Below are 23,627 nucleotides of genomic sequence, written 5' to 3' on the forward strand. Positions count from 1 at the left end.
ATGCGGCGCCTCCTCCTGACCGGCCGGGCCGCGGCGGCCTGTGCCGCGCTCCTCTGCCTCGCCGCCGCGCCGGCCGATTCGCCGGTCAACGTCCCCGAGCCGGAGGGGCTCTATGCTGGCCCGCCGAAGGGCTACACGCCACAGACCCTGAAAGGGGCGACGGTGGTCGATGCCGACGCCGTCGCGGCCCTGATGGCGGGCCCCGACAAGCCGGTGCTGATCGACGTGGCGGCCCCGGACCGCAAACCGTCGAACTTCCCGGAGGGACGGTTGTGGCTTCCGGTGCATCCCTCGATTCCGGGGGCCGTCTGGATGCCGGAGGCCGGCGCCGAGCCCCTGGCGCCCGCGCGCGAGGCGCTGTTCTACGAACGGGTCGCCGCGTTGACGGGCGGCGACAAGGCCCGCCCGGTGGTGGTGTTCTGCCACGTGGAGTGCTGGGGCAGCTGGAACGCCGCCAAGCGCCTCATCCTGAAGGGCTATACCGGCGTGCGCTGGTTCCCCCAGGGCGTCGAGGGCTGGCAGGAGACGCACGAGACCGCGAACCTGCAGGTCGATCCGGCCTGGAAGGCAGGCGCCGAGCCACAGGCGGGGCGCTGACCCGCGGCGCTGGGCGGTGTAAGAGGGACGCATGAAACGGGACGCGCCCCCTCTCCCGAGCGGGAGAGGGTTGGGGTGAGGGAACAGGTCTTTCCGGACGAGTCACCCCCTCACCTTGTCCCACTCCCGCACGGGAGAGGGGACCGGCGCTTGCCCTCGGTGCCGGAAGGGATCTGAATCATGTCGCAGGTCGTGCAGTCCCGACGGCTCCGGGCGATCGATATCGGCAAGCGCAAGGCCGAGGGGCGCAAGATCACCGCGCTGACCGCCTACCACGCCCACACGGCCGGCATCGTCGATCCCTATTGCGACTTCATCCTCGTGGGCGATTCCCTCGGCATGGTCATGCACGGGATGGAATCGACGATCCCCGTGACCCTGGAGATGATGATCCTCCAGGCCCAGGCGGTGATCCGCGGCACCGAGAAGGCGCTCGTCGTGGTCGACATGCCGTTCGGCTCCTACGAGGCCAGCCGGGAACAGGCGTTCCTCAACGCGTCCCGGGTGCTGAAAGAGACGGGCGCGGGCGCGATCAAGATGGAGGGCGGAGCCCATTTCGCCGAGACGGTGGCGTTCCTGGTCCAGCGCGGCGTACCGGTGATGGGGCATATCGGCCTCACCCCGCAGGCTGTGAACACGATGGGCGGCTTCAAGGTCCAGGGCCGGGGGCCCGACGACGAGCGCCGCCTCCTGGAGGATGCCCGCGCCATCTCCGAGGCCGGCGCCTTCGCGATCGTGCTGGAGGGCATCGTCGAGCCGGTGGCTCGCGCCATCGCGACCTCGCCCCGGGTGACGGCCGCCACGATCGGCATCGGCGCCTCCGCGGTCTGCGACGGCCAGATCCTCGTGCTGGAGGACATGCTCGGCCTGTCCGAGCGGACGCCGAAATTCGTGCGCCAGTTCGGCAGCCTGCGCAACCATATCGAGGAGGCCGTGAAAGCCTACGCGGAGGAGGTCCGGGCCGGGCGGTTCCCGGCCGACGACCACACCTACGGGTAGGGCAGGGGCGGCCGATGTCCCCTCCGATCCTGCCGTCGGGCGGTCGCGCCGAGAAGCTCGTCATCGCCTTCGCGCTGTGCGCCGCCATCGCCCGACCGGGACCGGCGCAGGCGCTGGAAAACCCGGCCTCCGCCTTCTGCGCAACGATGGGGGGACGGTCGATCATCGCGAAGCTGCCGGATGGGGGCGCGATCGGGCTCTGCTCCCTGCCGGGCAACAAGATCGTCGAGGAATGGACGCTCTACCGGATGCTCCATGGCGTGAAGCCCCCGGCCGACGACAACCCGTTCCGATAGCCCGGCCACGCGCGGGCGCATGCGAAACCCGAACGCGCCGCGCCCGTTCGAGGGTGCCGTGACGGCCGGCGCGGGCGCGGTCTGTACCGGCCGACGACCACACCTACGGTGAGAATCCGACACGGGGCGACCAACGCTGGACCAGCGCGTAAGGCCGCCACGGCCTCGCCTGGAGCCATGCCGGCGCCTTCAGCACCGGCGCGCAGATCCTCGTGTCGCTCCATCCGGAGGCCGGTTTCCACACCCTCGTCCTGACGAACGCCGTCCCGTCCGGCCTGCCGGAGGGGCGCACCGACAGCTTCGCCGACCGCGTCTTCCACGGCCGGGCCGGCCAGGACAGGCTGAAGGCCTGGGGGACCTACGGCGCAACGCCGACCTGGGCCTCGGCATCCTGGCGCGACGGAAAGATCGATCCCGTTCGTCAGCCCACCCGCCGCGACGGCAGCCGCAACCCCGGGGCGGGCCGCTCCAGCAGCACCTCCCGGCGGAAGCGCACGAGCCGCGCCGGCCGGCCGGCGGCGCCGCTGGTGACGCTCTCGGTCTCCTCCACCAGTCCCTGCTGCGCCACGAGACGGCGGAAATTCTGCTTGTGCAGCTGCGTCCCCGACAGGGCCTCCACGGTGCGCTGGAGCTGGAGCAGGGTGAATTCCGGCGGCATCAGCTCGAACACCACCGGGCGATACTTGATCTTGCCCCGGAGCCGGCCGATCGCGGTGGCGAGCACCCGCCGGTGGTCGAAGGCCATGGGCACGCCAGTCGGGTCGTTCGGGAGGGCCGGACCGGGATTGCCCTTCGCCTCCGGGATCAGACCGGCCTCGAACAGCAACTCGTAGCGCTCCAGGACACGCTCTTCGTTCCACGTGCCGCCGTTCATGCCGAAGGTCAGGCCGAGGCGGTCCAGGCGGCGGGTCCGGGTAGCGCAATCCTCGGGCTCGGACGCCCAGGCGGCGAGCCGCGCCTCGATGGCGTCGAGCTGGCGGGGGCGCCCCTGGCGGAAATCCTCGTAGGGCAGGTAGCGGTACCAGTTCTGCCACGCGGCCTCGGCCAAGCCGGCCGGCCGCTCCTCGCGAACGAGCGCCAGATAGGCCACCGAGAGCGAATGCACGCCGGACAGGTTCGCCGTGCCGGAGCGGTCCCGGTCGCCGAAGGTGTAGAGCTGCTCCACGTAGCCCAGACGCTGGTGCGTCTGCCGCTCCACCCAGGCGCGCAGGCCCCGTTCCAGGGTCGCGTGCTCGGGGACCAGCGGGCCGGCCGGCAGGCCGTCGCCCCGGCCCGGTGCCTGGTCGGGCACGCGGATCGTCAGGGCGCGCGGCTCCCCCTTGGTCGCGGCGACGATCACCGCGACGAGGCCTACGGAGGAGCGCTCCGGCGAGGCCTGCGCCCCACGCGCATCCGTCTGCGCCGCGGCACCCTTCATCGTTCCTCGACCGCCTCTCCCCCGGGACGCGCCGGAGCGGATCCCACCTATAGGGGGACAGGATCGCCGCGCGTCAACGCCGCTGTCGGACGGAGCGGCCCCATGCGCTTGCCAACGCGCCGATGCCTGCCCAAACAGGGAGGGACCGGCGCGGACGCCGCCGGGGCGGTTCTGCCGGAACGAGGATACAGCGACAGCGATGCCAGCCAGCGCCAGCGCCGCATCGACCGGGAGACGGGCGGTCGACCTGCGACTCTACGGCCTCCTCGACGTCGGCGTCTGCGGCGCCGACGGGGCGCGGCTGGCTGAACTCGGCGCCGAAGCGGTGGCCGGGGGCTGCACCCTGCTCCAGTACCGCGAGAAGGACATCGCCGATGCCCGCGCCGCCCTGGGGCGGCTCCGGGCGATCCTGGAAGCCGTGGGCGGCCGGGTCCCGGTCCTCGTCAACGACCGCGTCGACCTCGCCCTCGCCGCAGGCGCGGACGGGGTGCATCTCGGCCAGAGCGACCTCCATCCGGCGGATGCCCGCCGCCTCCTGGGGGAGGGCGCGATCATCGGTCTCACCCTCAAGAAGGCCGCCCAGGCGGACGAGCTGTACCGGCTTCCCGTCGACTACGCCTGCATCGGCGGCGTGTTCGCCACCACCAGCAAGGACAATCCCGACCCGCCCGTGGGCCTCGACGGCTTTGCCAGCATCGCCTTCCGCGCCCGCCTCGCCCGCGGGGCGGACCTGCCGCTCGGCGCCATCGCGGGGATCGGCCTGGACAACGCCGCCGCGGTGATCGCCGCGGGGGCGGACGGCGTCGCGGTGATCACCGCCCTGTTCGGCGCGGACTCGGTGCGCCAGCGCGCCCGCGACCTGCGCGCGCGGATCGACGCCGCCCTGGCGGAGCGGGCGGCCTCGCGATGAGCGACCCCGCGCCCATCGCGGTGACGATCGCGGGCTCGGATTCCGGCGGGGGCGCCGGCATCCAAGCGGATCTCAAGACCTTCTCGGCGCTCGGCGTCTACGGGGCCAGCGTGATCACGGCGCTGACCGCGCAGAATACGACGGGGGTCCAGGGCATCCACGACGTGCCGCCGGACTTCGTCACCCGGCAGATCGACAGCGTGTTCTCCGACCTCGGCGTGAAGGCCGTGAAGATCGGCATGCTGTCGCAGGTGGCGGTGATCGCCGCCGTGGCCGAGGGGCTGGCGCGCCACGCCGGGGCGATCCCGGTCGTCCTCGATCCCGTGATGGTCGCCACGAGCGGCGACCGGCTGATCGCGGACGCGGCCGTGGCGACGCTCCGCGAGCGGCTGCTGCCGCGGGCCGATCTGATCACCCCCAACCTGCCGGAGGCGGCGGTGCTCCTCGGCGAGGCCGTCGCCACGGACGCGGCGACGATCGTGGCCCAGGCCCGGCGGCTCGTGGGGCTGGGCGCCCGGGCGGTGCTGATCAAGGGCGGCCACGGCGTGGGGCGCGAGAGCATCGACCACCTCGTCACGGCGGACGGCACCCTGCGGACCCTCTCGGCGCCGCGAATCGCGACGGCCAACACCCACGGCACCGGCTGCACGCTCTCGGCCGCGGTGGCGGCGGGACTCGCCCAGGGCCTGGATCTGCCTGAGGCGGTGGCGGCCGCCAAGGCTTACCTCACGGCCGCCCTCGCCGCCGCCGACCAGCTCGCGGTCGGGACGGGCCACGGGCCGGTCCACCACTTCCACGCCCTCTGGTCGTAGGCCACGCCCGAGCCGGCACTTTCCCGCGCCCCTGCCGCCCGCCGCCTTGCAACCGGGCGGCGATTGCGTTTGAAGAAGCGCACGATCGTTCGGATAACGGAACGGTACAGGCGGACCGGTGACGATGCAGGATCAGGCGGAACGGCCCGACCGGGGGCGCGGGCGCGACCTGCTGACCGGCGCGCAGGCGCTCTCCGGGCAGCTCGGCAAGACCATCCAGCGGCTGCGCAAGGCCTACAACCTGTCGCTCTCGGAACTCGCCGAGCAGTCCGGCGTGGCCAAATCGATCATCAGCCAGATCGAACGCAACGAGACCAATCCGACCCTCGCGACCATCTGGCGCCTGTCGCAGGCGCTGGACGTGTCCATCGAGCGGGTGCTGGCGGCGGGCGACGAGGAGCCCTTCATCGAGAAGACCTCCCGGGCCGACACGCCGATCCTCGTCTCCGAGGACGGGAAGGTGCGGCTCGCGATCATCGGCTGGCTCAAGACGATCGAGTGGCTGCAATGGTACGAGGTCACGGCGGATCTCGGCGGCGTCCTCGACTCGGACCCGCACCAGCGCGGCTCGGTGGAATCGCTGTCGGTCGCCGAGGGCGCGTTCGAGGTCGAGATCGGCGGCAGCGTGCAGCGCGCGCGGGCCGGCGAGACCCTGCGCTACCGCTGCGACCGGCCCCACCTCATCCGCTGCACGGACGGCCCGGCCCGGGCCACCATGGTGGTGATCATGAAGGCCGCCGTGATGGAGTGAGGCGGTTTCACCGCCCGCTGTTCACCCACCGCACCACGTCGGCGAGCACGGTCACCAGCGCCTGATCGAGGGCGCGGGCGCCGTTTCCGGCATCGATCTTGGACACCGGGACCCGGGCCGTGAAGATCCGCGCGGCGGCGACCTTGCCGGTGCCGTCGGCCACGAGCTTCAGTGACAGGTCGACCACCGCCTCGCCGGTCGCGGCCTGGACATCGAAGGCGCGGATCTCGCTGATCAGCTGGTAGTCGGCCACGACCTTGTCGCCGGGGCGACTCACCGAGCGGAGCCGGCCGGAATTCTCCAGGCTCTGGATGAGCCGCGTCTGGATCAGGCGCGGCAGCCGGTCGGCCCATTGGCCGCCGCCCAGGAAGGACAGCGCCCCGCCGTTCTCGCGCACGATGATCCGGTCGGCCTCGAAGGGCTGGATCCCCACCGGCTCCGACACCACGATCGAACGGCCGGCCGCGATCGGCCGGCCCGCGGGGGGCAGCGCCGCGAGGTCGAAGGTGAGGGGCGCCACACCGCCGCCGCAGCCGCCCAGGAGGGCGGCGAACAGCGCGGCGGCGAGGATGTGGGACGAGCGGACCATACACATGACCTGAGAAACTCCGCCGGCGAGCAGCGGAGCTGTAAAAGCTATGCGGTTAAAACTAATCCGCTGCGGCATCCGTGCCGTGCGCCGGGACACATCCGTCCGGCCCCGCGCGCTTTCAGCGCCCACCGTTGTATTCGGGCAACGATGGCTTGCCGCCGAAGATCACCTGGCTCGGGTCGCGCTCCAGGCTGCGCACCGTGCGGTTGAGGGTGCTCAGGGTCCGCTGCCCGTCCCCCGACAGGGCCTCCACCTCCCGGCGGCCGGTGCCGCTGAGCCGTCCGAAACTGGTCGCGATGCTGGCGGTGCGCTTGTCGAGGTTCTCCGACATGGTCCGGAACGCCTTGCCGGCGTCGCGCACCGAGATCGCCGCCGCGCGGATCTCCGCGAAGGTGCTGGAGCCCTCCTGGCCGGAGGCCGAGCCCAGGAAGCTCTCGGCGCCGTTGAGCACCGCGTCGATCTTGTCGGCCGAGGCGCTGAGCTTGCCGGCGAGCAGCCGGGCGTCGTGCAGGCCCGCCTCGATGTCGGGGCTGGCCTTGGACAGGGCCGCCGAGAAGCGGTCGGCATTGTCGATCACCCGACCGAGCTTCGCGCCGTCCACCGCCTTGACCAGGGCGGAGATGTTGGGGCCGGCATCGGCGAGCGTCTTGGAGAAGGTCTCGACATTGGACAGCGACCGGTTGATCGCCCCCTCGTTGGCGGAGACGAGCCTGTCCAGGCGGGCGAGCATGTCGTCGGCCCGCTGCGCCACCTGACGGGCCAGCGCCATCATGTCCTGCATGTCGGAGGAATCGGCGAAGATGGTCGGCGGCTCGCCGTTGGCCATCGGGGTCAGCACCGGCGCGTCGGCGTTGCCGCCCGACAGGGAGATCACCGAGACGCCGGTGAGCATCGCCGAGTCGAGGCGGGCGCGGGTGTCGGCCCGGAGCGGGGTCGCGGGATCGACCTTGATCGTGGCGAGCACCCGGCGGGGATCCTGCGGAGCGAGGCGGATATCGGTGACCTCGCCGACCTTGATGCCGTTGAAGTTCACGCTCGATCCGCGCGAGAGCCCCCCGACCGAGCCGGAGAAGACGATGCGGACGATCTGGCTGACCTGCCGCGACGAGCCGCCGGAGAGCCACAGCACGGTGCCGAAGCCCGCCAGGATGACGGCGATGGTGAAGGCCCCGATGAGGGCGTAGTTCGCGCGGGTTTCCATGCGCTCAACCTGCGGTTCTGGCCGGCGGGGATGCGGCCGGGCCTGTGGCCCCGGCACCCGGAGGGGAGCAGGGCGGGATCTGGGTGGGACGGTGATCAGGCATCGGGTCAGGCATGAGCCGAGGCGCCGCCCGTCGCGATGGTCCGGGCGCGCTTGCCGTGGAAGTAGGAGCGCAGCCAGGGATGGTCGCTCGCCAGCATCTCGTCGATCGTGCCGGCGGCGATGATCTGGCCGTCGCCGAGCGCCGCGATGCGGTCGCAGGCGGTGTAGAGGCTGTCGAGGTCGTGGGTGACCATGAAGACGGTCAGGCCCAGCGTTTCCTTGAGGGTCGAGACGAGGGTCGTCGAACTCGCCGGCGCCGATCGGGTCGAGGCCCGAGGTCGGCTCGTCGAGGAACAGGATCTCGGGGTCGAGGGCCAGGGAGCGGGCGAGCGCCGCGCGCTTGATCATGCCGCCCGACAGCTCCGAGGGCAGCTTGTCGGCGGCGTCGGGCTTGAGGCCGACCATCTCGATCTTGAGCCGGGCGAACTCGTCGAGGAGGCGTTCGGACAGGTTCAGGTGCTCGCGCATCGGCACCTGGATGTTCTGCTTGACGGTCAGCGCCGAGAACAGGGCCCCCTGCTGGAACAGCACGCCCCAGCGCTGCTCCATCCGGCGCCGCTCCGCGTAAGTGAGCTCGTCGACGTCCCGGCCGAACACCTCGATCGTGCCGGCCCGCTTGGGGTTGAGGCCGAGGATCGTCCGGGTGAGCACCGACTTGCCCTGGCCCGAGGGCCCGACGAAGCCGAGGATCTCACCGGCGCGGATGTCGAGGCTCAGACCTTTCAGGATGTTGCGGTCGCGGAATCCGACCACGAGGTCGCGCACGCGGATGATCGGGGCGGGGGCGGTCATCGGGTCGGCCTCAGAAGTCGATCGCGGCGAAGAACACCGCGAACAGGCCATCGAGGACGATGACCATGAAGATGGACTTCACCACCGACGCGGTGACGTGGCGGCCGAGCGATTCCGCCGAGCCTTCGACCGCGAAACCCTCGATCGTGGCGATCACCCCGATGGTCAGCGCCATGAACGGCGCCTTGATCAGGCCGACCATGACGTGGTGGACGCCCACCGCCGCCTGGAGCCGGACCAGGAACTGGTCGAGGGTCAGGCCGCCGTAGAGCATCGCGGTGAGGCCGCCGCCGGCGAGCGCCGCGAGGTCGCCGATCAGCGTCAGCATCGGCAGGCCGATCATCAGGGCGAGCACCCGGGGCACGATCAGGATCTCGACCGGGTCGAGGCCCATGACCCGGAGCGCGTCCACCTCCTCGCGCATGCGCATGGAGCCGATCTCGGCGGTGATCGCCGAGCCGGAGCGGCCGGCGACCATGATCGAGGTGAGCAGCACGCCCATCTCGCGCAGGATCAGCAGGCCGATCAGGTTGACCACGAAAGTCTGGGCGCCGAAGCGCTGGAGCTGGAAGATCCCCTGCTGGGCGACGATGCCACCCACCAGGAACGAGATCAGCACGATGATCGGCGTGCCGTTGAGCGCCACCTGCTGGATCTGGTTGATCAGGGCGTTGCCGCGGAACGTCCCGGGCCGCAGGGCGACGCGTCCGCAGGCGGCGATCAGCTCGCCGAGGAAGGCGAGGGCGGTGACGAATTCATGGCCGCCCTGCACCGTCTGGCGCCCGGTGGCATCGAGCAGGCCGACGACCGGGCCGTGCCGCCGGGGCGGCGGCGCGTCCGGCTCGCGCAGGCGAACCTCCCCCAGAAGGGTGCGGTGCTCCGGCCGTGCGTTGAGATAGGTGAGGGCGCCCCCCGCCTGCTCGATCTCGGCGCGGGTCCGCTCCAGAACCCAGGCGCCGAGGGTGTCGAGGCGCTCGATGGCCGACAGGTCGACCGCCACCGGCCCGGCGCGGCCGGCCGCCGCGATGCCCGCGGCCGCGGCCTCGACGGCCGGGCCCTGGTCGGCGGTCCAGCGGCCGTCGAGCGTCAGACGGCCGTCGGCCGTCCGGTCCCGCAGCGCGGCGCCGGCCAAGGCGCCGGGAACAGTGCCCTCGCTCAGCAACACCCATACTCCTCGATCGAGGCACCACCCTGCCCGGCGGTTATGACGACATTACGGTTGACGATCCGTCTCCAACCTCACCCCTGAAGCGCGGCGTGAGGCCAGGGCGAGCCCCAGGCCCGCGGCGGCGAGCGGCGCCATGAGCAGGAAGGCGAGGGGGCCGCCGGCCCGGTAGGCGACGCCGCTGCCCAGGGTCGCGACCACCGAGATCCCGGCATTGACCGCGCTGAGCGTGCCCTGCGCCCGGCCCCGGGCGCCGTCCGGGGCGTAGGCCGAGACCGCCGCCATGGCGCCGAGCTGCGTCGCCCCGAAGGTCAGGCCGTGGAGGCATTGCAGCGGCACCAGCGCGGCGAGATGGTCGCCGAGGAGGAACATGCCGACCGCCCGCAGGATCGCCGCGACGGCCCCGGCGCCGAGGAGCCGCACCGGGCTGCGCCAGGCGGCGGGCAGGGCGGGCAGGGCGGCGAACAGGGCGATCTCGGCGAGCACCCCGGTCGCCCAGAGCGAGCCGACCCAGGCCGCCGGGATCCCCTGACTGGTCCAGTAGATGCTGCCGAACCCGTAGATCGCCCCGTGGCTCGCCTGGATCGCGGCCGCCGCGCCGATGCACAGCCACAGCTTCAGCGGCAGCCGCGGCCGGCCGGCTCCCGCCGCGGACGGCGGCAGGGCCGCCACCGCGCGGCTGCGCCACGCCACCAGCGCCGCGCCGAGGGCGAGGCCGGTCAGCAGCAGCGGCACGGCGAGCCGCCCGCCGAGCACCGAGAGCAGGACCCCGCCCGCGAGGTTCGCCAGCAGGAACGCGATGGAGCCCGCCATCCGGATCCGCGAATAGGCGAGGCGGGAATCCCCGCGCACGGCCGCGAGCGTCAGGTAGTCGATGCAGGGCACGAGGGGCGCGCCGGCGACCGCGTTGAGCACGATGAGCGCGGCGAGCCACGGCCAGGCGATCCCGGCCGCGGCCGGCATCAGCGCGTAGGTCAGGCTGAGCGCGAGGCTGCCGAGCAGGATCAGCCGGCGCGGGCCCAGGCCCCGGTCGAGCAGGCTCATGAGCGGGGCCGTGGCGGCGATCCGCGTGGCGATCGGCAGCGCGAGTAGGAGGCCGATCACCCTTGCATCGAGGCCCAGGGCGTCGAGCCACAGGGGCATGAACGGCATCGCGATGCCGATCTCGGTGAACACCACGGCGTAGAGCAGCGACAGGCGCGCCGGGCCGGACGGGCGGGGCAAGGCGGGTCTCGACGGGAGGGGCGGGGGGCGTAGGCCGTCCGTAAGCGCCCGTTAAAGGGAGTCTGTCAAATTCCCGGGGATTGGCGCGCACCTGGGCGGGCCGCTACCGCGCCCGCCGCCAGCGTCCAGAGAGGCCCATGTTCGGTTCCGTCACTCCGAGCGCGCATGCGTCGGCCGAGTACGAGGCGATCGAGGCGACGATCAGCGCCAGCGAGCGCGGCCGCTGGTTCCTCGCCGAGTACGCCCGGCGCAACCGGGGCCCCGAAACCGAGGTGCTGCTCGGAGCGATCGCACGGCTGGAGCGGAGCGTCACCGCCGACCGCGGGCAGGAGGCTTTCGGCCACCTGCGCGGCAACCTTCTCGACATGGCCGACGCGATCAGCCGGACCAAGGGCGAGATCGCGGCGCTCAACGCCCCGAACAGCGACGAGACCCGGCTGACGCAGGCGTCGCTCGCCCTCGACGCCATCGTGCGCGAGACCGAGCAGGCCACCTCCGACATCCTCAGCGCCGCCGAGTCGATCCAGGAGGCGGCCTGGACCCTCCGCGAGCATGGGGCCGACGCGCAGGCCTGCGACGCCCTCGACCGCCACGCCACCGCGATCTACACCGCCTGCTCCTTCCAGGACCTGACCGCGCAGCGCACCGCCCGGATCGTCTACACCCTGCGCTACCTGGAGGACCGGGTCTCCGCGATGATCGCCATCTGGGGCGAGGACGCGGTGCGGGTGCCGCCCCACCGGAGCGCGCGGCCGGCCGGCGAGCCGGCCGATCTGAACCAGAGCGACGTCGACCGCTACATCGCCATGGACGTACCGGCCATCACGGTGGCCGCCCTCGTGGCGCGCCCCGGCAGCCCGGCGCTCCACGAGGATCTGGTGTTCCTCCCGGTCTCGGCGGAGGCCGAGCCGGATGCGGAAGCACCGGAGCGGGTCGCGGATTCCGAGCCGGAGGCCGTCGCGGCGCCGGTCGACGAGATCGATAGCGTGGCCGACCTGGTTGCCGACCTGGACACCGTTCCCGGGTTTGCCGACGAGCCCGAGACTGTCTCGCCCCCTGACACCGGCACCTTCGCCGAGGCCGCGCCGGAGCCCGACGCCGCGCCGGAGCCCCACGACCCGCTCGGAGCGGATATGGCCGATCTGGCCTGGGGCGAGGCCGTCGCGGCAGCCCCCGAGCCGGCCATGCCGCCGGAGGATCCGGCCCTGAGCTTCGCCGAGATCGCGGCGCTGACGCCGGAGCAGCGGCTCGCCCTGTTCGCCTGACGGCTTCCGAGCGAGGCCGACGCGGCCCCGGCCATCCGCGCGCACGGAAGACCGCGCCGCCGTATCCGCCTGAGGCGGTTCGGCAGGCGCGTCCCGACGCAGACCCTGCTATCAGGGCCGCCCCCGGCAATCCCGAGCAAGCACGTCCGTGGCCCTGCACCTGATCAAGCTCTGCGTCGGCCCCGCCACCATCGCCGACCTCGAGGCCCGGCAGGCCCGGTTCCGGGAGGAGGCGCTCCGGGAAGGCCGGCCCGCGGCCCCGTTCCACGTCACCCGCACCCTGCCCAAGCGTCACCGGGAGATCACCGGGCGCGGTTCGATCTACTGGGTGATCCGGGGGACTCTGTCCTGCCGGCAGGCGATCACCGCGATCGAACCGCTGACCGGCGAGGACGGCATCCCGCGCTGCCGGTTGGTCTTCGATCCGCGCCTCGTCCCGGTGGCGCCCCGGCCCTGCCGGCCCTTCCAGGGCTGGCGCTACCTCACGGCGCGCGACGCGCCGGCCGACCTCGGCGCCGAGGCGTCGGGGGACCTCGCCGAGATGCCCGAGGCCCTGCGGCGCGAGCTGGTCGGCCTCGGCCTGCTGTGAGGATGTAGCGCCCCCCACCGCTCAGTCCCCCGCACGCCCTCCTGAGGCGCCGGCGCACGGCGGTGGCCGCGAAGGAAGCCCTCCAGACGGCGCCGCGATCCCTGCATCCCTGCGAGGCCTGCGAGGCCTGCTGCCGCGGACCCCTCAGGTGAGGGGGAGGGTGGAACAGCTCTTACCCCGGCCTGCAAGCCGCCGGAGCCGATCTCGGCCCCGGCGGGATCCGTCCTACGCCCCGTCGAAGCGCCCGCTGGCATGGGCCAGCATCGTGTAGACCTTGCCGGTCTCGGAGGTCAGGTAGGCATCGGTGCGCTTGGCGTCGCTGTCGTTCTTGACCACGTCGCCGAGCAGGCGCTCGAACTCGCTGACGTAGCGGTCGACGCTGCGGCGGAACTCCGCATCCGACCGGTACCGGCGCTGGATCTCCGCGAAGGTCGCCCGGCCCTGCGGCGTGTAGATCCGCGGGTCGAACAGGTTCGGCTCGCCCCGGCGATACCGCTCCCACAGGTCGACTGCGGTCCGATGCTCGATCATCTTGGCGATGTCGGTCGAGATCGTGTCGAGGGCGATCCGCCCGGTCTCGGCGGCCGCCACCGCGGGCCGGCGGGCCGGCTGTGCGGGCGCCGGCGCGTCGACGGCGGGCACCTCCTCCTCGTCGTCGTCCAGCGAGGCGCGGGTCAGCAGGTCGGACAGCCAGCCGCGCTTGTCGCCGGCCTGTGCCGGGCGGGCGGTCGCGGAGGGGCGGGGCGCCTCGATCCGGGCCGTGGCGGCGCGCGGCGCCGCCGCGGGGGCCGGGAGCGCCGGGGCGGCGGAGGCCGCCGGTGCGGCCGAAGGCGCGACCGAAGGCGCGGCCGCGGGGGCCGCGGCGGACGCGGCTGCGACGGCGCGGCCCCCGCCTTCCGCGACCCGGCGCTGGGGCTGGGCCTGCGGCTGGGCGACGTCGACCGAGCGACCGGAGCGGGAGACCAGGGACGACAGCTCGTTGAGCGCCTTGATCTGGTCCGCCACCACCCGGCGCATCTCGCCGGTGGCATCCTGCGTCTCGCGCGGCAGCTCGAGGACGCCCTTGGCGAGTTCGGCGCGGGTCGCGTCGAGTTCGCCGCGGATCGAGCCCGCCATCTCGCGCAGAGCCGAGAAGGAGTCGCCGAAGCTGGCCTGGGCCTCCTGGAAGCCGCTGCGCATCTCGCGGGCCGCCTCCTCGATGACCTGCCGGACGCCCTGGGCGGCCTTCTCGCCCTCGGCGCTGGCGCTGTCCTTCAGGTCGGCGAAGGCGCTCGTCACCGAGGCCCCGGCGCCCTGGGCCGACTGGGCCAGGGACTCGCCGACGCTGCGGGCCCGCTCCTCGGCGGCGCGCAGGGTCTGCTCGATGGTCTGCGCCAGGGCGTTGCCGTTCTGCTCCAGGGCGGCGGCCCGCGCCTCGAAGGTGGCCAGCGCCTCGGTGAGCTTGGTCTCGCGGCCCGACAGGGCCGAGTCCAGGCGTTCCTCGATGGCCGCCAGGGAGGCCGCGGCCCGGTCGAGGGCCGCCACGTGCGCGGCGGTCTGCTCGCCGAGGGAGCGGCCGCGGCCGTCGAGGGTCTCGGCGAGGCGCGAGGCCTCGCTGAGCGCCCCGTCGGCGGCGCCGCGCAGGGCCTCGACCTGGGCCGAGACGCCGGCGCTGGCACGACCGGTCTCGGCGGCGATGCGCTCCAGGGCCCCCTGGACCTGCTCGATCCGGCCGGCGAGACCCCGCTCGATCGCGCCGAGGTTGGTGTCGGCCCCGGCCACGAGGTCGGTGAGCGCGGTGTTGGCGGCCTCGATCCGCTGCAGCAGGCTGCCGAGTTCGCGACCCATCCGGTCGTTGGTCTCGAACAGCTCCGAGAGGGTGCGGCCCGCGCCGTCCTCGACGGCGGCGCGCAGCAGCTCGGCCGAGGCCCGCGACTGCACGGCCAGTTCCTCGGTCCGCGCCCGCAGGCTCTCGGCCAGGGGCACGCCGGTCTCGGCGAGCGCCCGCTCGATCGCCTCGGCCCGGTCCGCGAGCGCCCGGGACAGGTCCATCATCGGCCCGTCGATGGCGCCGCGCAGGCGCTCGACATGGCCCTCCAGGCTGTCGCCGACCGCGCGGCCGCTGCCCTCGACGCTGGCGACGAGCGCGCCGCCGCGCTCCTCGATGGCGCGCACCAGGGTCCCGGCGCTCTCGGCGAGGCGGCGGGACAGGGCCTCGCCGCGGGCATCCACCAGGGCGCCGAGCGCCGTGGCACGGCGCTCGAACCCGGCCCCGAGGGCCTCGGTGCGGGCGTCGATCAGGCCGGCGAGCGCGGCCTCGCGGCGGCTGAGGGTCTCGGCCAGCGCCGCGTTGTGGGCATCGACCTGCTCGGCATGGGCCCGCGCCCGCTCGTCGAGGGCGGCGACCAGGGACGCCGTGCGCTCGTCCATCAGGCCCGCGAAGGCCTCGTGGCGGTCGTCGAAGGCGGTGGCCAGGGTATCGGCGCGCTGCGCCACCAGGGTCGCGAACAGCCGCATGCGGCTGTCGATGCGCTGGGTGAAGGCATCGGCGCGGGCGTCGACGCCACGGGCCAGGGCCTCGCTCTGCGCCTCCACGGCCTGCGCCAGGGCCGCGGTGCGGCCCTCGACGATGCCGTCGAGATCCCGCAGCCGGGTGTCGAAGGCCTCAACCAGGGCGCCGGTACGACCCTCGACGACGCCGTCGAAATCGCGCAGCCGGGTGTCGAAGGTCTCGACCAGAGCGCCGGTACGGCCTCGGACGACGCCGTCGAGGTCGCGCAGCCGGGCGTCGAAGGTCTGAACCAGGGCGCCGGTGCGACCTTCGACGACGCCGTCGAGATCCCGCAGCCGGGTGTCGAAGACCTCCACGAGGGCGCCGGTACGGCCCTCGGCCGCCGCCACCAGGGCCTGGCTGCGGTCCTCCAGAAGCCCCTCGATGGACGCGCGCGCCTGCTCGAAGGTCGACCGCAGGGTCTCGATGCGCGCGTCGACCCGCTCGGACACGTCGCGGCCGGTACCTTCGACCAGCGCGCCGAGGCGGTTCTGCACCCGATCGAACAGGGTCTGCAGCTCGCCCGTCCGCTCCTTGAGAGTCTCGGCGAGCCGGTTCTCGCGCTCCTCGAGCAGGCCGGCGATGGCCGGGTTCACCCCCTCGATGGTCGCCTGGAGCGCCTGGGTGCGGTGCTCGATGGTCCCGGCGATCTGGCGGCCGCGGTTGTCCACGAGGCGGTCGATCTCGCCTTGCGCCCGCTCGAACAGGCCCTGAAGGTCCGAGAGGCGGGAATCCAGCAGGTCCGCCATCTGGGCGGGTGCCGCGTCGAGGGTCGCGCGCAGGCCCTCGGTCCGGGCCGCGATGGCGTCGGCGACGTCCTGGCCGCGTCCGTCCACGAGGTCGCGCAGGCCGGCCTGAGCCTCCTCGAAGAGGGTCTGCAGGCGCTGCGTGCGCGCGTCGAGGGTGGCGGCGAGCTGGCGCTCGCGGGTCTCGACCAGCGCCGAGACGGCGGCGGGCGCCTCCTCCAGCACCGCGCGCAGGGATTGGATGCGGGCATCGACCGTGGCGGCGAAGCGGCCGCCGCCGCCCTCGACCACGCCGTCGAGGGCCGCCTGGGCCTCCTCGAACAGGGTGCGCAGGGCCTGGGCCCGGGCGGTGAGGGTGTCGGCGAGGCGGTTGCCGCGGCCGTCGACCAGGCTCTCGAGATGGCCGAGCCGCTCGTCGAACAGGCTGCCGAGCTGGCGGGTCCGTTCGTCCAGGGCGCCGCTGGCGGAGCCGAACGCGCCCTCCAGGGCGGTGACCAGCGCCTGCCCGCGGCCGTCCAGCGCGGCGTGGATCGGGCCCATGCGGCCGTCGAGGGTGGCGGCCAGGGTGCCGGCGTGGTCGTCCAGCATGACGCGGATCTGGTTGGTCCGGTCGTCCAGCAGGGTGTGGACCGAGCGCACGCCCTCGTCGAGCAGGCCACTGATGTCGGCGGTGCGGCTCGACAGGGTGTGGCCCAGGCGGCCCTCGCCGGCATCGAGCATACGCTCGGCATCCGCGATGGTCTGCTGGAGCTTGGCGAGCACGCTGTCGCCGCGCTGGTCGATCAGCTCGGCGAGGGAGGTGCCGCCGCGGTCGAGCAGACGGGCCAGCTCGGTGATCCGGCCGCCGATCGCCCCGAACACGGCGCGGCCCTTCTCGTCGAGCTCGCCCGACATGGCGGCGATGCGCTCGTCGATGAGACGGCCGAGGAGGTCGGCGCGCTCGGCGAAGGCGGCGTGCACGGCCTCGGTGCGGGCGGTCAAAGCCGCGTCGGCGCTCTCGGTGCGCTCGTCCACCAGCCGGACCATCGACTCCGCACGATTCGCCAGCGCGGTCTCGAGGCCGCGGGTGGCCTCCTCGATGGTGCCCGTGAGGGCGCGGACGCGCTCGGCCATGGCGCCGTCGAGGCCGCCGGTCCGGTCGGCGATCATCGCCACGAGGTCGCGGGTCCGGCCGGCCAGCTCCTCGTCCACCGCGCGGGTGCGCGCCTCGATGAGGCGGATCGCCTCGAAGGCCTGCACGCCGAAGCTCTCGTCCACGAGGCGGGCACGCTCGTCCAGGGTCTCGGCGATCGCCTGCAGGCGGCCGATGACGCCGGTGTCGAAATGGCCGGCGCTCTCCTCGATCCGGCGGGCGATCTCGCCCGTGTGCCGGGCGATGTCCTGGCCGAGGCCATTGGTGCGGCCCTCCAGCATCTCCATCAGGCCGCGATGGCCCTCGGCCATGACCCGCGCCATCTCGTCGGTCCGGGCGCGCAGCGCCTCGTCCGCCGCGCTGGTGCGGCTGCCGAGATGACCGTCGATCTGGCCGACGAGGTCGGCCACGGTGGCGGCGATCGCGGCGGCCCGCTCCGCGGACCGCGTCTCCAGGCCCCCGAGATGGGTCTCGATCAGGCTGCCGGCCTCGCGGGCCCGGGCCGTGATCGTCTCGGCCACGGCCTCGCCCTTGCCGGTGAGGAGCCGGTCCATCTCCTCCAGACGGGCGCCGACGGTCTCGCCGAGGGCGGCGGTGTCGCGGCCGATCCGGTCGGCCAGGATGTCGCCGCGGGCGATGGTCTCCTGCAGGGCGGCGAGGCGGCTGCCCAGCGTCTCGTCGATCGCCCGGACCCGGCCGTCGGCGGTCTCGGCGAAGCTCGCACCGGTCTGGCTGAGAGTGTCGGCGATGCGGGCGCCCTGGCTCGCCACGGCGAGCACGATGTCGCGGCCGGTGCCGCTGATCCGGGCCTGGGTCTCGTCGGCATGGCTGGCGAGCAGCTCGGCGACGCCGCGGCCATGCGCGCCGAAGGCCGCTTCCATCTCGCCGATCCGGGCGGCGAGGTCGGCCGAGATCGCGCGGGCGGCCTCGGCGAGGCTGCCGGTGGCGTCGCCGGTCCGGGCGGCGAGTTCGCGGTTGAGGTCGTCGAGCGCGGCGCGGACGGCCGAGACGGCGGCCGTGCCGCGCTCGCCGAGTTCCGTGCCGGCGCGGTCGGCGGCGTCGCGGAACCGGGCGGTGAGGATCGCGGTCTCGGCCTCCACGGCGCCGGTGACCTCGCCGGAGGCGGTGCGCAGGGTCTCCAGGGCCGCGGTGAGCCGGGCGGCGGCATCCCGCGTCTGCGTCTCGGCGGCCTGGCCGGCCTGATCGGCGGCGGCGCGCAGCGCCGCGGCGGCCTCCTCGGTGCGCGCCGACAGGGTGGTGGCGGAATCCGCGACCCGGCGCTCGAACACCCGCACGGCCTCCAGGGTCCGGGCCTCGACCGCGCCGGTGGCCTCGTCGGTCGTGCCGCGCAGGGCGCTGGTGGCCGCCTCGGCCCCGCGCTGGAGCGCCGCGACCGCCTCGGCGGTGCGGCCGTCGATCTCGCCCGACAGGCTCTCGACGGTGCCCCGCAGGGATTGGACCGCCGAGGAGGCCCCCGCCTCGAAGCCCTGGCCCAGGGCCGCGAAGGCGGCCTCCAGGCGCGCCGCCACCGTCTCGGTCCGGTGCGCGATGCTGCCGCCGGCCTGCTCGGCCGCGGCCGCGACCCGGTGCTCCAGGTCTGCGGCCCGGACCGTCACGGTCTCGTCGAGGCGCGCCGCGATGCCGTCCATCCGCTCGGCGAGGGCGCTTCCGCGCTCCGCCAGCCCTTCGGCGATCCGCTCGGCGGTGCCGACGAGGTCGTCGCGCACGGCGCCGGCACGGGCCGTCAGGGTCTCGCCGGCGCCGCTGGCCGCCAGCGCCAGGGCAGCCTGGGCATCGCGCCCGCGGCCCTCGATCGTCTCGGCGACCGACAGGCCGGCGCTCTCGATCTCGGCGCGCAGCGCGAGGCCGCGGCCGGCGATGTCCTGGGTGAGGGCCGAGCCGGTCTCGGCGAAGCGGGCGGTGATGTCGGCGCCCATCGCGCCGAAGCGCTCGGTCAGCTCCGAGCCCCGGGACAGGAAGACGGATTCCAGCCCCGTCACGGACCGCTCGAAGCTCTCGCGCACGGTGCCGGCCTGACGCTCCAGCGCGTCGCTGACGCGGCTGCCGGTCTCCTCCAGGGTCCGGGTGAGGGCGCCGGCATTCTCGGACAGGCGATCGGCCAGGGTGGTGCCGGCGGCCTGGAAGGCGCCGGTCGCCGCGCCGGCGCGGTCCTCGAAGCTGCGGGTCAGGGTCTCGCCGACCTCCTGGATGGCGCCGCGCACCTCCTGGCTGGTGGCCGCGAGGGTGTCGACGAGGTCGCTGCCGCGGGCGGTCATGAGGTTGACCACCCGGTCGCCGGCCTCGCCCAGGGAGGCGGTGATCGCGGCGCCGCGGGTCTCCAGGGCGCCGGTCACCCGCTCGCCCGCGCCGGTCACGGCCGACACGATCCGGTCCGAGGCGCCTTCCAGGTCCTGGCTCAGGCTCTGGTGGGAGCCGGCAATGGCGCTGCGCACCCGGTCGGCGTTGGTGACGATCGCTTCGCGCTGGGCCACGAGCTCGTCCACGAGGGAGCGGATGCGGATCTCGTTGTCGGAATAGGCCCGCTCCAGGGTGGCGATCTCGCCCCGGACTAGGGTCTCCAGCTCGCCGGCCCGGGCGAGCGCCCGCTCGACGCCGTCGCCCACCGCCGCCACCTCGCGGCGCACGGTCTGCGACATGGTCAGGACCGCGTCGGTGGAGAAGCTCTCGGGCTCGGCCAGACGCACCGCGACCTCGCCCACCGCACGGGCGACGAGGCGCATCTCCTGGGCGCGCACCGCCAGCATGGCGGCGATCACGAACAGCACCACCGGGCCGAACAGCGCCGCGGCGCCGACGCTCGCCTGCAGGGCGGAGAGCCCCGATACGACGGCGCGCAGGTCGCCCTCGGACTTCGACCACGCGATCAGCACCAGGGCGCCGATCCAGACGGCGCCGGCGGCGAGCGCGAGCAGGTAGGGCTTGGGCGAGGAGCGCACCCGCAGGGTCTGCTGCAGGATGCCGATGTTGCGCCGGTCGTCGTTGGCCACCAGCGAGCGGTCGGGGGGCAGGAGCCCGCCCTCGCGGCGCGGGCGGTCCAGGCCCGGCGGCGGCAGGTCGGAGGCGAGCGGCGGGTCGAGATCGAGGCGCGGCGGCATGGTCCGCCCGGCGGCATCGAGGCCGCCGTCGAGGAGCGGCTCGGCGTCACCCACATCGGGCAGGCGCGGCTCGGCGCGGCCATCGGTGCCGTTCGGCGTCAGGGCGTCGAGGTTCAGCGCCTGCTCGATCGCAGAGAGCGCGGCCTCGGCCGGGTCCTTCAGCTTCTTCTCGGTCGCCATTCAACGCCTCGTTACACGGGTTCACCGACGCCTTGGGGAAGGCTGATGCCGGAGACGCAACGCCCCGTTTACCATTACAAGACTAAACTCAGGCAGCGACTGCCGATACCCGAGCCCTCGACTGGCCCCAGAAAACGTTAACCGAATGGTTACCGCGCCCGTCGCTCACCGCGTCCACCATCCTGCCGCAGGGGAGGGGTCCGGCGCGATCCCCACCCGGCGAATCAGGGGGTGAATTGTGTGGATCAGATCCGCAATCCCCGACGAATCCGGATGCCGGGAGCCCGAGCATGCAGGCCATCGACCCCGCGGAACTGGACGCCCAGACCGGTGGCGACGCCGAGCTGGCCCGTGAGGTCCTGGATCTGTTCGCCGGCCAGTGCCGGTCGATCCTGCCGCGCCTCGCCGACCCGGCCGTGCCGCGGGACGCGCGCGCCGACCTCGCCCATACCCTGAAGGGCTCGGCCGCCGGCGTCGGGGCCGTGCGCGTGCGGGCCCTGGCGGATGCCGCGGAGGCGCGCCTGCGGGACGGCACCGGGCCCGTGCCGGTCGACGACCTCGCGGACGCGGTCGCGCAGGCGCTGGCGGAGATCGCGGAGGCCCGGGCCTGACGGGGTCGCCGCAATGCGGCGATCGATCCGGGACCGGTGTCTAATGCCGCGCTTGCATTCCGCGTTTCCAGCCGCCAAGCAGGCACGCCGCCCGTCGGACAGAGTGCGCTCGACGCGAGCCCGGAGCCCCCAGCATGCCCAAGATCACCTACGTCGACCACGCCGGGACGGAGCGGACCGTCGAAGGCAGCGTCGGCGCGACCGTGATGGAGACGGCTCTGCGCAACAACGTGCCGGGCATCGACGCGGAGTGCGGCGGCGCCTGCGCCTGCGCCACCTGCCACGTCTACGTCGCCGACGCGTGGATCGAGGTGGTCGGCAAGGCCCAGGACATGGAGCAGGACATGCTCGACTTCGCCAGCGACGTCCGCGAGAATTCTCGCCTGTCCTGCCAGATCAAGATCACCCCGGCGCTCGACGGACTCGTGGTGACGACGCCGTCCCAGCAGGGCTGACAGGCCCTCCGATCGCGGAGCCGGCCGGGCCACGATGTCGCGGAGCGTCCCGATCCCCGCACCCTCATCCTGAGGCGCCGGAGGCCTCGCAGGAGCCCTCCAGTCAGCGCCGCGATCCCTCGCGCCCGCCTTCGAGGCCAGCAGACGCGGGCACCTCAGGATGAGGCCGCGGATCGGCGCGACGAAGCCGGGGCATACCGAGCCTCACCGCACCAGCGCCCGGGCCGCCGCGTCGAGCCCGTCCAGGGTGAGGGGGAACATCCGGCCGGCGATCAGCCGCTGCATCATGCCGATCGACTGGGTGTAGCCCCAGTGCGTCTCGGGCACCGGGTTCAGCCACGCCGCCTTCGGGAAATGGTCGAGGAGCCGCTGCATCCAGACGGCGCCGGCCTCCGCGTTCCAGTGCTCCACCGAGCCGCCCGGCGTCGCGATCTCGTAGGGGCTCATCGAGGCGTCGCCCACGAAGACGAGCCGGTAGTCGCTGCCATAGGTGCGGATCACGTCGAGCAGCGGCGTCTGCGCCTCGTGCCGCCGCCGGTTCTCGGTCCAGACCGCCTCGTAGGGGCAGTTGTGGAAGTAGTAATGCGCGAGGTGCTTGAACTCCGAGCGCGCCGCCGAGAACAGCGCCTCCGCCTGCTCGATGTGCCAGTCCATCGAGCCGCCGACATCGAGGAACAGCAGCACCTTCACGGCGTTGCGCCGCTCCGGCCGCAGCTTCACGTCGATATAGCCCTGGCGGGCGCTCGCCCGGATCGTGCCGTCGAGGTCGAGTTCCTCGGCCGCTCCCGTCCGGGCGAAGCGGCGCAGGCGCCGGAGCGCGAGGCGTAAGTTGCGCGCGCCGATCTCGCGGTCGTCGTCGAGATCCTTGAATTCCCGCTTGTCCCAGACCTTCACCGCCCGGAAGTTGCGGTTCCCGTCCTGGCCGATCCGGATCCCCTCGGGGTTGTAGCCGTAGGCACCGAAGGGCGAGGTGCCGCCGGTGCCGATCCATTTCGAGCCGCCCTGGTGGCGCCCCTTCTGCTCGGCGAGCCGCTGCTTCAGGGTCTCGAACAGCGTGTCCCAGCCGAGCGCCTTCAACTCCGCCTTCTCGGCCTCGGTCAGGTACTTCTCGGTGAGCTTGCGCAGCCACTCCTCGGGGATCGCCGCGGGCTCGACCGCCTCGCCGAGGGTCTGAAGCCCCTTGAACACCGTGCCGAACACCCGGTCGAACCGGTCGAGATGCGCCTCGTCCTTCACGAGCGCCGTGCGCGACAGGAAGTAGAACGCCTCGACATCGTGCCCGGCGAGGCCCCGGTCCAGGGCGCCGAGCAGGATGAGGTACTCCTTCAGGGAGACGGGGACCTTGGCGTCCCGGAGGGCCGTGAAGAACCGCAGCAGCATCCCGGGAGAACGCGCCAGCCGGGCGCCCGGGTCAAGCCCGCGCGAATCGGCCAAGGCCGCGCCGGGCGGCGCAGGACTTTCTGGGCCGGATTTCGAGTCTTCGGCGATGGTCGACAAGATTCATCGCCGTCGACGCGGCCGGATCTCGGGCCGAAGCGAGTCTCTCCGGGCCGATGGGACTCATAACCTGGGTATAAGTTGTCGAATCTGTTGATATGTGCCCGGACAAGCCTCGCCCGGTCACTCAATCGGTCATGGGAATCGCTCAACTCGGGGCATCGAGTGTGTGCGGACGCGGCGACGCGGTCCGGACCGGACGGGCGAGGAGACCTGCGATGGCGGTCATCCTGCGGAATCTGACGGAATTCAAGCGGTTTCTCGGGAAGCCGGGGGCGACGATTCAGCTGGTGCGCAACACCTTCATGGATCGCCAGCCGGAGGCGACCCGGGACGCGTATCGCGACAAGGGCATGTATGCCCCTCGGGCGGTGCAGGCCCTGTCGCGCAAGGCGGCGGTCTTCACCCTGCGCGGCTATCCCGGCACGGTCTGGCTCTACTGGGACAAGGGCGCCCGCGGCTGGCGCTTCTCCGGCGACACCGTGACGGTGCCCCTGGTCACCGGCCTCGGGCCCGCGGACGAGCTGGTCTACCGGTGCAGCTTCGCCGACGGGTTCGAGCCGGCGCCGCGCAGCCGCGTGACGCGGCGGCCCAAGCACGAGGATGCGCAGCCCGCCCTGATCTGACGGCATCGGCGGCTTGCGCGCA

18 protein-coding genes and 1 pseudogene are annotated in these 23,627 nt (G+C 73.3%); 11 read left to right on the top strand and 8 right to left on the bottom strand.

All coding sequences use genetic code 11. The features are described 5' to 3' along the window. From ABC766_RS30565 to ABC766_RS30575, 3 genes are all read left to right on the top strand, one after another. Nucleotides 1–597, top strand: coding sequence for a rhodanese-like domain-containing protein (locus ABC766_RS30565; protein ID WP_075380157.1), 597 nt, complete (start codon nt 1–3; stop codon nt 595–597). Nucleotides 598–777: 180 nt separating this feature from the next. After that, the gene (panB, locus tag ABC766_RS30570; RefSeq protein ID WP_043355852.1) at nt 778–1,596 is read left to right on the top strand and encodes a 3-methyl-2-oxobutanoate hydroxymethyltransferase; all 819 of its coding nucleotides are present in this window, start codon (nt 778–780) and stop codon (nt 1,594–1,596) included. Between the two features lie 14 nt (nt 1,597–1,610). Continuing rightward, a complete protein-coding gene (locus tag ABC766_RS30575; protein WP_345820279.1) occupies nt 1,611–1,892 on the top strand; it encodes a DUF333 domain-containing protein in 282 nt (93 codons plus the stop codon). Between the two features lie 421 nt (nt 1,893–2,313). On the opposite strand, the gene ABC766_RS30580 is transcribed toward ABC766_RS30575, so the two are convergent. Beyond that, nucleotides 2,314–3,309, bottom strand: coding sequence for an NUDIX hydrolase (locus ABC766_RS30580; RefSeq protein ID WP_043757173.1), 996 nt, complete (start codon nt 3,307–3,309; stop codon nt 2,314–2,316). A 199-nt stretch (nt 3,310–3,508) separates the two neighbouring features. Between ABC766_RS30580 and thiE the strand changes: the two genes are divergently transcribed. The 3 genes from thiE (at nt 3,509) to ABC766_RS30595 (ending at nt 5,782) form a co-directional block, all read left to right on the top strand. Further along, entirely contained in the window at nt 3,509–4,219 is a 711-nt protein-coding gene (gene thiE, locus ABC766_RS30585) for a thiamine phosphate synthase (protein WP_287091154.1), read from the top strand. Then, the gene (thiD, locus tag ABC766_RS30590) at nt 4,216–5,031 is read left to right on the top strand and encodes a bifunctional hydroxymethylpyrimidine kinase/phosphomethylpyrimidine kinase (RefSeq protein WP_345820280.1); all 816 of its coding nucleotides are present in this window, start codon (nt 4,216–4,218) and stop codon (nt 5,029–5,031) included. The genes thiE and thiD overlap by 4 nt, the downstream gene beginning before the upstream one ends. A gap of 124 nt (nt 5,032–5,155) precedes the next feature. Continuing rightward, nucleotides 5,156–5,782, top strand: a complete 627-nt coding sequence (locus ABC766_RS30595) for a helix-turn-helix domain-containing protein (protein WP_043355842.1) — start codon at nt 5,156–5,158, stop codon at nt 5,780–5,782. Nucleotides 5,783–5,789: 7 nt separating this feature from the next. Here ABC766_RS30595 and ABC766_RS30600 read toward each other — a convergent pair whose 3' ends face one another. From ABC766_RS30600 to ABC766_RS30620, 5 genes and pseudogenes are all read right to left on the bottom strand, one after another. Then, nucleotides 5,790–6,371, bottom strand: coding sequence for an ABC-type transport auxiliary lipoprotein family protein (locus ABC766_RS30600; protein WP_043382003.1), 582 nt, complete (start codon nt 6,369–6,371; stop codon nt 5,790–5,792). A 121-nt stretch (nt 6,372–6,492) separates the two neighbouring features. After that, on the bottom strand, nt 6,493–7,575 hold the full coding sequence (locus ABC766_RS30605; protein WP_043355838.1) for an MlaD family protein: 1,083 nt from the start codon (nt 7,573–7,575) through the stop codon (nt 6,493–6,495). Nucleotides 7,576–7,682: 107 nt separating this feature from the next. Then, nucleotides 7,683–8,469 (bottom strand): annotated as a pseudogene (locus tag ABC766_RS30610) (ABC transporter ATP-binding protein). A 10-nt stretch (nt 8,470–8,479) separates the two neighbouring features. After that, entirely contained in the window at nt 8,480–9,634 is a 1,155-nt protein-coding gene (locus ABC766_RS30615) for an ABC transporter permease (RefSeq protein WP_043355836.1), read from the bottom strand. 48 nt (nt 9,635–9,682) lie between these two features. Beyond that, entirely contained in the window at nt 9,683–10,858 is a 1,176-nt protein-coding gene (locus ABC766_RS30620) for an MFS transporter (protein WP_345820281.1), read from the bottom strand. A 137-nt stretch (nt 10,859–10,995) separates the two neighbouring features. Here ABC766_RS30620 and ABC766_RS30625 point away from each other — a divergent pair, with 137 nt between their 5' ends. Together ABC766_RS30625 and ABC766_RS30630 are read left to right on the top strand one after the other, a co-directional pair. Continuing rightward, nucleotides 10,996–12,123: a hypothetical protein gene (locus tag ABC766_RS30625; RefSeq protein WP_345820282.1), complete on the top strand. Its 1,128-nt coding sequence runs from the start codon at nt 10,996–10,998 to the stop codon at nt 12,121–12,123. Between the two features lie 148 nt (nt 12,124–12,271). Continuing rightward, nucleotides 12,272–12,712, top strand: a complete 441-nt coding sequence (locus ABC766_RS30630) for a DUF1489 domain-containing protein (protein WP_345820283.1) — start codon at nt 12,272–12,274, stop codon at nt 12,710–12,712. A 225-nt stretch (nt 12,713–12,937) separates the two neighbouring features. Here ABC766_RS30630 and ABC766_RS30635 read toward each other — a convergent pair whose 3' ends face one another. Then, a complete protein-coding gene (locus tag ABC766_RS30635) occupies nt 12,938–20,416 on the bottom strand; it encodes a hypothetical protein (RefSeq protein ID WP_345820284.1) in 7,479 nt (2,492 codons plus the stop codon). Between the two features lie 290 nt (nt 20,417–20,706). Here ABC766_RS30635 and ABC766_RS30640 point away from each other — a divergent pair, with 290 nt between their 5' ends. Together ABC766_RS30640 and ABC766_RS30645 are read left to right on the top strand one after the other, a co-directional pair. Further along, complete coding sequence (locus tag ABC766_RS30640) at nt 20,707–21,027, top strand: Hpt domain-containing protein (RefSeq protein WP_043347408.1); 321 nt, start codon at nt 20,707–20,709, stop codon at nt 21,025–21,027. Between the two features lie 134 nt (nt 21,028–21,161). After that, on the top strand, nt 21,162–21,482 hold the full coding sequence (locus ABC766_RS30645; RefSeq protein WP_043347410.1) for a 2Fe-2S iron-sulfur cluster-binding protein: 321 nt from the start codon (nt 21,162–21,164) through the stop codon (nt 21,480–21,482). A 204-nt stretch (nt 21,483–21,686) separates the two neighbouring features. On the opposite strand, the gene ABC766_RS30650 is transcribed toward ABC766_RS30645, so the two are convergent. Further along, entirely contained in the window at nt 21,687–22,862 is a 1,176-nt protein-coding gene (locus tag ABC766_RS30650; RefSeq protein WP_345820285.1) for a vWA domain-containing protein, read from the bottom strand. A 335-nt stretch (nt 22,863–23,197) separates the two neighbouring features. Between ABC766_RS30650 and ABC766_RS30655 the strand changes: the two genes are divergently transcribed. Further along, complete coding sequence (locus ABC766_RS30655) at nt 23,198–23,605, top strand: hypothetical protein (RefSeq protein WP_043347415.1); 408 nt, start codon at nt 23,198–23,200, stop codon at nt 23,603–23,605. The last annotated feature ends 22 nt before the right edge of the window (nt 23,606–23,627 follow it).

The organism is Methylobacterium fujisawaense, from assembly GCF_039619325.1.
Lineage (GTDB): Bacteria > Pseudomonadota > Alphaproteobacteria > Rhizobiales > Beijerinckiaceae > Methylobacterium > Methylobacterium fujisawaense.

Excerpts from the sequence above, each read along its gene's own strand:
- ABC766_RS30635 (WP_345820284.1), bottom strand. The coding sequence starts at position 20,416 with ATGGCGACCGAGAAGAAGCTGAAGGACCCGGCCGAGGCCGCGCTCTCT.
- ABC766_RS30575 (WP_345820279.1), top strand. The coding sequence starts at position 1,611 with ATGTCCCCTCCGATCCTGCCGTCGGGCGGTCGCGCCGAGAAGCTCGTC.
- ABC766_RS30625 (WP_345820282.1), top strand. The coding sequence starts at position 10,996 with ATGTTCGGTTCCGTCACTCCGAGCGCGCATGCGTCGGCCGAGTACGAG.
- ABC766_RS30655 (WP_043347415.1), top strand. The coding sequence starts at position 23,198 with ATGGCGGTCATCCTGCGGAATCTGACGGAATTCAAGCGGTTTCTCGGG.
- ABC766_RS30650 (WP_345820285.1), bottom strand. The coding sequence starts at position 22,862 with ATGCTGCTGCGGTTCTTCACGGCCCTCCGGGACGCCAAGGTCCCCGTC.
- panB (WP_043355852.1), top strand. The coding sequence starts at position 778 with ATGTCGCAGGTCGTGCAGTCCCGACGGCTCCGGGCGATCGATATCGGC.
- thiD (WP_345820280.1), top strand. The coding sequence starts at position 4,216 with ATGAGCGACCCCGCGCCCATCGCGGTGACGATCGCGGGCTCGGATTCC.
- ABC766_RS30595 (WP_043355842.1), top strand. The coding sequence starts at position 5,156 with ATGCAGGATCAGGCGGAACGGCCCGACCGGGGGCGCGGGCGCGACCTG.
- ABC766_RS30580 (WP_043757173.1), bottom strand. The coding sequence starts at position 3,309 with ATGAAGGGTGCCGCGGCGCAGACGGATGCGCGTGGGGCGCAGGCCTCG.
- ABC766_RS30645 (WP_043347410.1), top strand. The coding sequence starts at position 21,162 with ATGCCCAAGATCACCTACGTCGACCACGCCGGGACGGAGCGGACCGTC.
- ABC766_RS30600 (WP_043382003.1), bottom strand. The coding sequence starts at position 6,371 with ATGGTCCGCTCGTCCCACATCCTCGCCGCCGCGCTGTTCGCCGCCCTC.
- ABC766_RS30565 (WP_075380157.1), top strand. The coding sequence starts at position 1 with ATGCGGCGCCTCCTCCTGACCGGCCGGGCCGCGGCGGCCTGTGCCGCG.
- thiE (WP_287091154.1), top strand. The coding sequence starts at position 3,509 with ATGCCAGCCAGCGCCAGCGCCGCATCGACCGGGAGACGGGCGGTCGAC.
- ABC766_RS30605 (WP_043355838.1), bottom strand. The coding sequence starts at position 7,575 with ATGGAAACCCGCGCGAACTACGCCCTCATCGGGGCCTTCACCATCGCC.
- ABC766_RS30640 (WP_043347408.1), top strand. The coding sequence starts at position 20,707 with ATGCAGGCCATCGACCCCGCGGAACTGGACGCCCAGACCGGTGGCGAC.